The organism is Aequorivita sp. IT1282 (assembly GCF_058068205.1).
The window spans coordinates 14,447-27,112 of the sequence record NZ_JBYRHR010000005.1 but is presented as its reverse complement, the minus strand read 5'-3'; the positions used below and the strand labels follow the sequence as shown (position 1 = coordinate 27,112).

General features: G+C 39.3%; 7 protein-coding genes and 1 tRNA gene. 3 read left to right on the top strand and 5 right to left on the bottom strand.

Annotated elements, in window-relative coordinates; translation table 11 throughout:
- Positions 1-93: 93 nt before the first annotated feature.
- Positions 94-270 carry a histone H1 gene (locus AC3RVG_RS11575; RefSeq protein WP_489691624.1) on the top strand — a complete coding sequence of 59 codons (177 nt, stop codon included), beginning with the start codon at positions 94-96 and terminating at the stop codon, positions 268-270.
- Between the two features lie 704 nt (positions 271-974).
- Here AC3RVG_RS11575 and AC3RVG_RS11570 read toward each other — a convergent pair.
- The 3 genes from AC3RVG_RS11570 to AC3RVG_RS11560 form a co-directional block, all read right to left on the bottom strand.
- A complete protein-coding gene (locus AC3RVG_RS11570; protein WP_489691623.1) occupies positions 975-6,218 on the bottom strand; it encodes an HYR domain-containing protein in 5,244 nt (1,747 codons plus the stop codon).
- A gap of 2,376 nt (positions 6,219-8,594) precedes the next feature.
- Entirely contained in the window at positions 8,595-9,365 is a 771-nt protein-coding gene (locus AC3RVG_RS11565; RefSeq protein ID WP_489691622.1) for a hypothetical protein, read from the bottom strand.
- Positions 9,366-9,911: 546 nt separating this feature from the next.
- Positions 9,912-9,984: transfer RNA gene (locus AC3RVG_RS11560), tRNA-Lys, on the bottom strand.
- Positions 9,985-10,187: 203 nt separating this feature from the next.
- On the opposite strand from AC3RVG_RS11560, the gene AC3RVG_RS11555 reads away from it, so the two are divergent.
- Entirely contained in the window at positions 10,188-10,709 is a 522-nt protein-coding gene (locus AC3RVG_RS11555) for a shikimate kinase (protein WP_489691621.1), read from the top strand.
- Here the strand turns inward: AC3RVG_RS11555 and AC3RVG_RS11550 are convergent.
- Entirely contained in the window at positions 10,701-11,204 is a 504-nt protein-coding gene (locus AC3RVG_RS11550) for a phosphoribosyltransferase family protein (protein ID WP_489691620.1), read from the bottom strand. The genes AC3RVG_RS11555 and AC3RVG_RS11550 overlap by 9 nt on opposite strands.
- Positions 11,205-11,226: 22 nt before the next feature.
- Positions 11,227-11,616: an RNA-binding S4 domain-containing protein gene (locus tag AC3RVG_RS11545; protein ID WP_489691619.1), complete on the bottom strand. Its 390-nt coding sequence runs from the start codon at positions 11,614-11,616 to the stop codon at positions 11,227-11,229.
- A gap of 77 nt (positions 11,617-11,693) precedes the next feature.
- Between AC3RVG_RS11545 and AC3RVG_RS11540 the strand changes: the two genes are divergently transcribed.
- Positions 11,694-12,614 carry an FKBP-type peptidyl-prolyl cis-trans isomerase gene (locus tag AC3RVG_RS11540; RefSeq protein WP_489691618.1) on the top strand — a complete coding sequence of 307 codons (921 nt, stop codon included), beginning with the start codon at positions 11,694-11,696 and terminating at the stop codon, positions 12,612-12,614.
- The last annotated feature ends 52 nt before the right edge of the window (positions 12,615-12,666 follow it).

Here is a 12,666-nt window from a genome sequence, read left to right as displayed (position 1 = left end):
TAATTCTCAGCCTCAACAAAGGATTTTCGTTAATCTTCTTTTTATTTACGCGGTCAAAGTGTATTTTCGTCCCTCAATTTTAAAAACAATACTATGAAAGACTTAATCGAGAAAATCAACGCTGAATTTGAAACTTTTAAAACAGAGGCAGATTCGCTTACTGAAAAAGGAGTTAAAGCCGCAGGGGCAAGAGCGAGAAAATCTACGCTAGAAATGGAAAAATTATTAAAACAATTTAGAAAAGTTTCTATCGAAGAATCAAAAAAATAATGTTTTCAAATCTATTCTGATACTTCTAAAGAATGACTTTATAAGTATCAGACATAGATGTTGATGTTATATTTTATTAAAAAGGCTGGTGCTAAAACACTGGCCTTTTTGTATTCCTAAAGTTGATCAATTTAGATGTGGGTGTTTTTTTTTGACCGGCACATCAAAGCTTTTATATTTAATTTTACAAGTAAACTTCCAACTTCCAACTTCCAACTTCCAACTTCCAACTTCCAACTTCCAACTTCCAACTTCACATTTCACATTTCCCATTTCCCATTTCGTATTATGTATTTCATATTTCCAACTTCACATTTCACATTTCGTATTTCCCATTTCGTATTATGTATTTCATATTTCCAACTTCACATTTCACATTTCGTATTTCGTATTTTGTATTTCCAATTTCCCATTTCCAATTTCCAATTTCCCATTTCGTATTATGTATTTCTTATTTCCAACTTCACATTTCGTATTTCCCACTTCGTATTTCGTATTTTCTCCATCCCACTTCCCATTTCCCATTTCTTATTTCCCATCCCATTTCCCATCCCACTTCCCTGATATAGATTGACCATTTTAAAATGGAAATCAATGAAAATAAATGCAGCGAGTAATCGCTATCTTATTCCTATAAAAACAAAAAAAATCGCCTGAGGAATTTCCTCAGGCGATTTGATTTTAAAAATTATTAATTCTGAAAACTACTCTTTTATAAGTCGTTTGGTTATCTGCCCTTCTTTGCCTTTGATTATCACTACATAAGTAGCGGCGGCAAGGTTGTCAACGTTCAGGGTCTTGGCTGTAGTCATTCCCTTTAGGTTGAAGGTTTGTACCAACCTTCCCGTCAAGTCGTAAATATTAGCACTCTCAAGCTCTAGGCTCTGTGGGTTTCCGATAGTCACACTTCCTTTTGCTGGGTTGGGGTACATTGCTATGCTTCCAAGATTTTGGTTGTTATCACCAACACCAAGTACACTTTCTACTATTAGCTCGAAATCGCAAGTACTAGTGTTGCCGTATTCGTCTGTCGCTGTTAGTGTGATTGTATACGTTCCATCAGAAAGTGGTGTTCCTACTGCTGGGCTCTGTGTTGTTACTGTTACAGGATCTGTACAGTTGTCGATAGCTGTAGCTTCACCTGTTGCAAAGTAATCTGGAAGAATATAGAATATATTTCCAGGTCCCGGATCAACAGTTTGATCTGCTGGACAAGTAATTACTGGTGCTAATAAATCTACAACTGTTACTTCTGCAGTACAAGTTGCAAGGTTGCCATTTAGATCTATTGTAAATACCTGAACCGTAATTGGCGCGCCAATATCTGAACAATCGAAAGCTGTAATATCTACTGCCGAAGCAAAGATGCCACAAGCATCATCGTTAGAGGCTATCACATTACTTGGGTCAAGGATAGCAGTACCATCTGCACCAAGTTCTAAAGTGAAGTCTTGACAAACAAGTACTGGGCTAGTATTATCTTCAACCGTTACTGTAGCATTACAAGTTGACGTGTTTCCGTTTACATCGGTTACAGTTAATATTACTGTGTTTGCTCCAACATTTGAACAATCGAACGTGGCCATATCCAAAGTATAGGTATCTATTCCACAAGCATCAGTGCTTCCGCCGTCAACGTCTATTCCCGCAATGGTTACTGTACCCGAAGCATCGAGTACTACTGTAATGTCTTGGCAAACCACTACTGGCGCCGTTACATCTTCAACAGTTACTACAGCTGTACAAGTTGAAGTATTTCCGTTAACATCTGTTACAGTTAATATCACGTTGTTGTCTCCAACATCTGAACAATCGAATGTGTTGATGTCAATAGTTGTAGAGGCTACACCACATTGGTCTGTGCTTCCACCATCAACATCTGCTGCCACAATTGTTGCATTACCAGCTGCATCAAGTTGAATAGTGATATTCTGACAAACAGCTACTGGAGCTTCATTGTCGGTCACTGTAATATTGAAGCTACAAGTGCTTGTATTTCCGTTTACGTCTGTTGCAGTAAACTCAATAGTATTTACACCTACTGGGAAACTGCTTCCGCTTGGATCGCCCATTGTTTGAATAATAGTAGCAATGCCACAATTGTCAAAAGCTACTGGTGTAACAAACGTAACCGTAGCAAAACAATCTCCCGGATCTGTGTTTGCGGTGATGTTTGCTGGACAAATTATGGTTGGTGGGATGCTATCTTCAACAGTTACAATTGTTGTACAAGTTGAAACGTTTCCGTTAACATCTGTTACAGTTAAGGTCACTGTATTTGGACCAACATCTGCACAAGTAAATGTTGATTTATCAATTGTTGTGCTTGCAATGCCACAGGCATCTGTACTTCCATTTTCAATATCTCCAACTGTAATGCTTGCATTTCCAGCAGCATCTAATTGAATTGTGAACGGAGCAGCACAATTTGCTACTGGCGCAACATTGTCTTCAACTGTTACAACTGTTGTACAAGTTGAAACATTTCCGTTTACATCAGTTACCGTTAAAGTAATTGTATTTGGACCAACATCTGCACAATTGAACGTTGATTTATCAATTGTGGTACTTGCAATGCCACAGGCATCTGTACTTCCGTTTTCTATATCTCCAACTGTGATGCTTGCATTTCCGGCGGCATCTAATTGAATGGTGAACGGCGCAGCGCAATTTGCTAAAGGCGCTACATTATCTTCAACTGTTACAACTGTTGTACAAGTAGAAACATTTCCGTTTACATCAGTTACCGTTAAAGTTATCGTGTTTGGACCAACATCTGCACAAGTGAATGCTGATTTATCTATTGTTGTACTTGCAATGCCACAAGCATCAGTGCTTCCGTTTTCAATATCTCCAACTGTGATGCTTGCATTTCCAGCAGCATCTAATTGAATAGTGAACGGCGCGGCACAATTTGCTACTGGCGCAACATTGTCTTCAACAGTTACAACTGTTGTACAAGTTGAAACATTTCCGTTTACATCGGTTACAGTTAAAGTAATCGTGTTCGGACCTACATCTGCACAAGTGAACGTTGATTTATCAATTGTTGTACTTGCAATGCCACAGGCATCGGTGCTTCCATTTTCAATATCTCCAACTGTAATGCTTGCGTTACCCGTAGCATCTAATTGAATCGTAAATGGTGTAGCACAATTTGCTACAGGCACTACATTGTCATCAACAGTTACAACTGTTGTACAAGTAGAAACGTTTCCGTTTACATCAGTTACCGTTAGGGTTACTGTATTCGGACCTACATCTGCACAAGTAAAACTTGTTTTATCTATTGTTGTAGTTGCAATTCCGCAGGCATCCGTACTTCCGTTTTCAATATCTCCAACCGTAATGCTTGCATTTCCACTGGCATCTAATTGAAGGGTAAACGGTGCAGCACAGTTTGCTATTGGCGCAACATTGTCTTCAACAGTAACAACACTTGTACACGTAGATACATTTCCGTTATCATCCGTTACCGTTAGGGTTACCGTGTTTGGACCAACGTCCGCACATGTAAAATTATTAGGGCTCACCGATATATTGGCAATACCGCAATTATCTGTACTTCCACCATCAATAGTCGCGGGATCCAATATTGCTTGGCCATTTACATCCAATTGTATTACAATAGGAGAGGAGGTAGCCCAAACATAATTTATTTTACTATAATCAGAATGATCATTTACCCAAGCAGATACCGCAGAACCTAATCCACCTGGATCACTATAGCCGGGGGCTCCAGTATCCAAACTATAATTTTCAGCATTGATCGCAAAACCAGACCCCCAACTATCAGTCCAACCAGTATTGGTAATGGTGTTCGGATCAGTTGTGTTGGGATCAACAGAGATTGCATAATCTGATGCATTACCTCCAAAAATTAAAGCAGCGGCATCTTGCGGGCTATAAACGGGAGGATTAGTACCCCAATTTGGTCCATCACTAACCTTATAAGATCCTATGAATATTGGAGTAGATCCAACACATACCGCTATCGGTGCTATGTTATCCTCAACTGTTACAATTGTTGTACAAGTTGAACTGTTGCCATTTACATCGGTTACTGTTAAAGTAATTGTATTTGCACCTACATCTGCACAGGTGAAAGTTGATTTATCTATTGTAGTGTTCGCAATTCCACAGGCATCGGTGCTTCCGTTTTCAATATCTGCAAGAACAATGCTTGCATTTCCAGCTGCATCTAATTGAATAGTAAACGGAGCAGCACAATTTGCTACAGGCGCAACCTTGTCCTCAACAGTTACAATGGTGGTACAAGTTGATACATTGCTATTCGCATCTGTTACTGTTAATGTAACTATGTTTGGTCCCAAATCTGCACAAGTAAAGTCTGTAATGTCTATCGAAGTGCTTGCTACCCCACAGTTGTCGGTACTGCCATTTTCAATATCTAATACTGTAATACTCGCATCTCCATTAGCATCCAATTGAATGGTAAATGGGGCAGCACAGTTGGCTACTGGATTCTCGGTATCGTTTATTGTTACATCAAAACTACAACTGTCGGTGTTCCCACTCGCATCGGTTACTACAAAAGTATTCGTAGTAGTCCCGACTGGGAATATTTGCCCTGAAGCCAAACCTGCCGTTTGAACCGTGGAAGCGCCAGAACAATTGTCCGTTCCAACGGGAGCAATATAGGTTATCATTGCACCACAATTCCCTGAATCATTATTCGCAATTATATTTGATAAACAAGTGGAACCACCACTATAAACCTTAAAAGTATAATCATAGTTAGGAAATGGGTTATACCCTGCATTTGCATAAATATTTCCATTTGGATAAGGATTTGCTGTATCTCCCGCTATGCACTGTATTCCATTGGTACCGGTAAAAACAAGATAATATGTATTTCCCGGTGTAACCGAAACAGTGGGCCAAGAGGTATCTGCCCATTCATTTTCCGATACGCCAATTGCCGTTCCACTCGCCATTAAAACACCTCCATTGTTAGGTAAATTATCATAAAGTGCTATGGTAACGTCTCCTGTTCCGGGATTTCCTGAGAGTAATATAGAAGCTCCGCTCAAATTGTTCAAAGATGGAATAAAAGACTGCGCAAGATCTAACTGACTAAAGTTAGCCATACAAGTATTATTTGATAAGCTTTCTTGATCAACCACTAGTGGATCTCCAAAAGTTGGTGCCTCTGTATCATTCACTGTTACCTCAAAACTACAGCTTTCAGTATTGCCATCGCTATCAGTAGCCTCAAAAGTGTTAGTGGTAACACCAATAGGAAATACTGAACCAGATGGTAAACCAGCTGTTTGCGTTGGTACTAATGGCCCATCGTCAGGGTCTGATGCTGTTACTGTATAATTCACTACTGCACCACAAATACTTGAGTCGTTAGGCACTATTATGTCTCCAGGACAGCTTACATCTGGAGTGGAAATAATCCGCCAAACGTAATTTGTACTTCCTAAACAGTTGTCAGTAACATATGCTGATGTAGCAGTATTTGTTCCTCCTGGATCATTATAACCAGGGGCTCCTAGATCAAGAAAATAATTTTCAGCTACTTCTTGACAATTAGATACACCCCAAGTAGTTACCCATGCGGTATTGGTTATTGTTGTAGGATCAGTAGTATTTGAATTTGTAGAAATAGCATAATCAGTAGGGGAACCTCCAAATAGTAGTGCAGCAGCCTCCACAGCACTCAGTGCTGCTGGGTTAGTAGTATAAAATGGACCGTCATTAGTTTTAAATGATCCTACGTATGTAGCAGTTAGTGATCTGTTAAAGGTCGGCGGAACAGTATTGGACTGCCGCCTCAGGGCCACTTCTATTTGACCTTGCATCTCTAAAGAAACAGCTACTGTATTTGCACTGCCCGATGAGGTGGATATTGTTTGTGCCGAAACGGCTCCCACAATACCCAATAATATAATAGTTAAGAATTGGGTAATTTTTTTCATTGATTTGGAGTTTTAATTAAGGGCGCTAAAGTAAAAAATTATGTTAAAGTGGATATACGTGGTACTACGTACTTAACATAAATTGAATTAAAAAAACATATAAACAATTGCTATTCATGGTTTTAAAAATTAAAAAAAAATTATTTTGTTGAAATAAACGATAGAAATGGACATTTTATACCTCTGAAAACAACTTATTTAACCAATTTGCTATGGTATTCCTTTAAAAATTGCTCACATCAGCAGCATTCGTTATCCGCTTTTATTGATTTTTTATAATTTTTAATGCCTTACTGTAAGCATCGAAATTGGTAGCAGGGCTAAATTTGAGAGTTAAGCTGTATCAAGTTCAAGTTGAAAATGTATTTTAGTAACCTTGCTTCAAAACAATTAAAGAATATCGCTCAAGGAAATTCCTCGTTCAACTTCATTTTAAAGATTAATTCCGAATTCTATTTTTTTAGCAAATGTTTGTTGTCTATCATATAAGCTTTACCAATTCCAACCTTTTCACCTCCAAACCTCAGCCTAAACCTAATGCCAGTGTAAGCAGCCTGTCCTGAGCGTAGTTCTGATGTCAGGGTGAGCGCAGTCGAACCCCCTTATACCTCCAAACGTATGTAAATCGCTACGGAGAAAAACAAAAAACATTTCAATATATGAATGAGGCAAAACACTTCAATTTTTTATCCCAGACAATTTTTCATCCTATAATTTTATATTTCCGGAGATGAAGATAAAACCTCACATTTAAATAATCAATTTATTTGGGCCTCATCATGTGAGTTGAGCGATTCTGATAGTGAACACCCCCCTAGTGCCAGTGAACGACCTATTTAACAATTTTTTCAAATTGTCATTTTAATGATATTGCTTCATAAAAAATAATGCTTCCTCAAGCAACGCGAGTTTAAAATGTTTGCCAATACCACTCTAGCTGTCGCGCGTTTGCATCGCGAATCAATGCACCAATCCAATAAACCAATCAACGAATCCCGTATTCGTTTTCGATTTCACCCAAAATGTCGAAATCGGTTTCAACACCGCGCGCTCCTTCCCCTTTTAAAAATCATCAATACTACCTCTAAAGCTACAACAAAGGGGAAGGTGGCAGCTGGACGAAAAAGTTCGATTGTACCTCCAAATCTCCATCCCGGCTGACGGAAGGGGTAAATCATACTTGGAATTGGGAACTTTATTCTTGGTTTCTGCCTAGAACATCCCCCCAGCCCCCCTTCAAAGGGGGGAGTAACAGGGCGTTTTCGGTATTAACGCTGTGTTCCTTCCACATGTGATTCGTGTTCCATCTTTTAAATTGAAGTGACTCCAGCACCTGCCCACCGAAGGATCGTCGTGATTCCCTTAAGTCGTGGTTCGTGTTTCCATTTTGTCTTACGTCTTACGTCGTTTTCAATTTCATCTTCATCTCCGTTTCTTCCTTTCCACCGAGCTCCTTCCCCTTCTCGATATTTTAGTTTGAAAGAAAGAAGTTTCTTGAAGGGGAAGCCAGCCTAAACACATACGGGCAGGGTGGCAGCTGGGCTAAAATGTTTGTTCGCACCCCCAAATCTCAATCCTAGCTGACGGAAGGGGTATAAGTATATTTGCTTGCATCCTATATCTCTCATTTAGTCACTACAGCAAGGTCCCCAAGTACCCGACGACAGGAGGGTGTATCGAGGGGCCCGACTTCGGAATCCTATAACCTCAATACAAATTTTAGATCCCGCGCCCTCTGTGTCCTCTTTGCCACTATAGTAAACCATTCCTGTTTTCTTTCATCCGGGTTTCCTATTTACTGACCTGCGCCCCGCTGGCCCGAGTGTACAACGCGTGACCTTGCTATTTGTAATTACAGTGATAAAATTAATGAGTGTAAATGAAAAAGGAAGGTCGGAATACGCTAAAAATAAACCGATTATGCCTAAAAAAGTAACGATTGTGCCTAAAAGCTTAGGTTTTGTAAATAATAATTTAATAATAAGGAGGTGACACTAAATTTTATGGAGCCTCAAAATATGAAGGGCTGTCCGCATATTAAATATAGTTTTGCCTTTTTAATACTCTCAACAAATCAGTATCAATCTTCCTCAAGTAGTGCGCGTTTAAAATGTGTATCACCAACCCCAACTCCTTCCTTTCCACCTCTGTGCTCTTTGTGGCTCCTTAGCGCCCTCTGTGGTTAACCTACGCAAACGTCATTACGATGCAGCCACCATCATGAGCCCCCGGCCTCCAATACCATAAATGCATTCGTGGCACCCCTCATCAATCCGCACTCCCCCCCCCCTTCGAAGGGGGGCAAGGGGGGATGTAATCCCGACCCTGCCAAACCGAGAAAATAAAATTCGTGTATTCGTGGTCCCCTTAACCTGCCTACAAACCCGTCACACTCAGCCCACTCGAAGTACCCAAATTCTCAACCCCCACTGCATTTGCACTTCTAAATAAATAATACGTCCCCTGCACTTCCTGATAAAACTTCATCCCCAGCACGGCCATTGCAGTCCCAGTTACCTCTGGCAGATCCACCTGCATTTCAAAAGAATTCGCACTGTAGTTCTTGTCCAGATAGAGCGGGGCACTATTCTTTAAACGATATTCAAGCGTGTCGAAGTCGAAGTGTAAAAGACCCAAAGTAAGCGCCATATGCGTGGCACCGCCGGGAAATTTAATAGTCTTCGCATCAAAATTTGTGATGCTTAGCCTTCGCGTAGTAAAATCAAACTCGGCAGAGGCCGCTAAGGTCTCTATAACATTGCAGGCAGGCGTAAATTCAAAATCCTTCAGCAATTTGCTGCCCATGGGAGTTTCAAGGCCACGACCCACATTTCTTTTGCCGCGAGTGTTTATTTTATCCCTATCCTTAATTCTAGTAAACATTTGCACCATCCGACCGTGGAGTTCGCCGTCTTTGCGCACGCATAAAAATGGCGCCAATGCAATTTTAAAAAACTTCTTGGTCTTACTACAACGTCCAAATTCTGAAGCGTTTTCCATAGTGCGCACAAGACTCTCCTTATTCTTCCTGTCCTTACTAAAGCCACCTCCTGCTGCTCGCGCAAGGTGCCCTCCGTTCTTGGAGTTGTAATAATTAATATCTCCAATAGTTCCTTTCAGTTTAACAATCCCTACTTGCTTTGCCATAATAAAATGTTTTAGATACGACTAATATAATCATTAATCAACTAAAAGTCAAGTTTATAGCGTATTTAAAGTATGGTTATAGTATATATATAGTATGTCTACAGTAACTATAAAGTATTTTTATAGTATCTAAAGCATATGCAAAACACATCACAAATCTATTCCCCCCCTTCGAAGGGGGGCCAGGGGGGATGTTCACATAAACCCGTGCAAAGCGAGAAATATATAAAATTCGTGTATTCGTGTATTCGTGGTCCCACTACCATAAACTCGAGCAAAGCGAGGAATAAATAATATTCGTGTATTCGTGATCCCACTACCATAAGACCGCGCAAAGCGAGGCATAAAAATAAATTCGTGTATTCGTGGTCCCACTACCATTATTCCTTTAAAGAATAACCCCAATTTTTATATAACTAAATCAATTGAACTTGATCTATTCCCCCCTTCGAAGGGGGGCCAGGGGGGGATGTTCATTCGCAGAACTCAAAAACCCTATAAAACAATAAAAACCCCTTGAGTTATCAAGGGGTTTTAAGCATTTTGTGACCTGGCCGGGGCTCGAACCCGGGACCACCTCCTTAAAAGGGAGGTGCTCTACCAACTGAGCTACCAGGTCTTCCTTTATGCGGGTGCAAATATACTATGATTAAATTAAATTTTCAAAACGAAATTGCAATAAATTTCAATAAATTTCAAAAGCACTGAAATACAGGGTCTCCCAACTCAACTTTTTTTTAAATCTTCCTTTTTAAAGTAAATATCTGCATAATATTGGACGATTCCTTGCTCAAAGAAGCAGAACTTCGCAACTTTACAGCTATGCAAATACTCTTAATTGGATATATGGGAAGTGGAAAATCTTCCGTGGGAGAAAAACTCGCCAAAGTTTTAAAGATTCCCTTTAAAGATATGGACTCCGAAATTGAAAGCGCCGAAGGTTTAACCATACCCGAGATTTTTTCAACTAAAGGAGAAATTTATTTTAGGAAAGTAGAAAATAAAGTTTTAAAAGACCTTTTAAACCAATCGGGCAGTTTTGTTTTAGCCACTGGCGGCGGCACACCTTGTTACGCCGATTCCCTGTCTTTTATGCTGCAACAGCAAGAAACTATTTTAGTGTATTTAAAGACGCCTCTCGATGTTTTGACAGCCAGATTGCTTTCAGAAAAGGATAACAGACCATTGCTGGCACATTTAAACACCGAGGAAGAGGTGAATGACTTTATTCGTAAACATCTTTTTGAAAGAGCATTTTACTACAATCAAGCAAATATTAAAATAGATACTACTACAGAAGATGTAGCGGAAACTGTTGAGAAAATTATCGCAAAACTATTCTAAAATTGCCCTGTCACTACCGTCCTCGAAAATAACTGAAACGTTTTCGTTTAATGATGTGGATAGTGAAATACCTTTAAAATCGGCCTTTATAGGGTATTTTTTGTGATTCCTATCTACTAGCACTGCGGTTTTAAATTGCTTTAATGGCACTTCTAAGAAATGTTTAACCCCGTAAATTAGCGTTGTCCCCGAATGTAGCACATCATCTACCAACAAAAGAGATTTGTTTTGGTAGTCTTCCCTTTTTAAAGAAGTTTCAATTTCTTTTGTCGGATTCTTTTTATCAATAATTACTTCGCAAAGCAAAACTTTTATAGGCGAAATTGTCTCTAGTTCCGTTTTAATTTTTTCTGCTAAAAGAAAGCCATTGCCTGTAATTCCAGCCACTACCACTTCTTTTTCGTCCACGTTTGTTTCGTAAATTTGGTAAGCTATCCGCTTTATTTTATGAGCTATTTGCTTTTTGTCTAGAATTACGGTGTTCATTTCTTGCATCTGCTAATTTTTATAAATATAGTTATTGCGCTTCGTTTTCCTCGTCAGTAGATTCGGTAAAATCATCTATGTCTCTTCGGTCTTTTTTGGTGGGTCGTCCCACGCCTTTTTTACGGTAGTAAGATTTAGCGTATTGAAGCATTTCATTAGTTTCAAAAGCTTCTTTTGGGGTGGTATCTTTTCTGTAAATATCTACCAACTTAGCGCCAACTCTGCTTTCCGGAAGGTCTAATACTTCTAGCTGATAATTAATTTGATTTTTCCGAAGCGTTATCTTATCGCCTTGATATACGTTTCGCGATGCCTTTACAATATCACCATTCACACGTATTGCGCCTTTTTTACAAGCTTGCGTAGCGATGTTTCTAGTCTTTAGATACCGAACTGCCCATAAATATTTGTCAATCCTCATAATTATTATGCTCAAAACAACGTTAATGTAGTGTGCAAAAATAGCGGAAAATTGTATCTTGCGCCCACAAAAAATTGATGATGATAAAAATTAAATACGCGATCGCTCTATTAATTGTAATGCTCGTTGTTACTGTTTCTTGTAAAAAAGATGACGGTGATGATATTGTAACAATTCCACCAAGAGATCGAGGACCCGAAGCAATAAGAGCTCAAGCCGAGATTGAAGCGTTTTTGGAAACTCACTTTTACAATTATGAAGAATTTGCGGCCGATCCACAGAACTTCAAAATAAAATTTGATACTATCGCTGGCGATAACGCCTCTAAAACAAAGTTGTTAGACCAAGTAGACTTCCTAGAGGTTGTCGATCTTTTTGATACTGATGTTACCTATAAACTTTACTATTTAAGTGTTCGTGAAGGTAGTGGAGATAAGCCTAATTTTTCAGATTATACCACTAACACCTATGATGGAAGGTTGATGAATTTAGACTTGTTTGATAGCTCAGTTATTCCAGTTCGGTTTAACCTTGTAGATACCCAAACATCGTCAGGCATTATTAGAGGCCTGCAACAAGCTATTATACAGTTTAGAGGCGCTGCAAGCGTTACGACTAATCCTGATGGCACCCTGTCTTTTGAAGACTTTGGTATTGGAGCGGTATTTATACCTTCAGGTCTAGCTTACTATCAATTTGGTGCGACAGGTGGTCTTGATGAATATGAACAAGTAATATTTTCTTTTGAATTATTCGCTTCCGAAGTTGCAGACCACGATGAAGATGGAATTCCTTCTTTTATGGAAGACCTTAGCGGAAATGGCTACTTGATGGATGACGATACTGATGGAGACGGTATTGTGAATTATTTAGATACTGACGATGATGGCGACGGCAGACTCACTAAATTTGAAATAGAAATAGATGGTAATGGTGTAATAACATTTCCAGATTCAAATGGTGATGGCATTCCAGATTACTTAGATCCTGAGAATTAATCTCTGAAAAATCAATAACTAAAAAAGCCCGATTCTATAAAGAGTCGGGCTT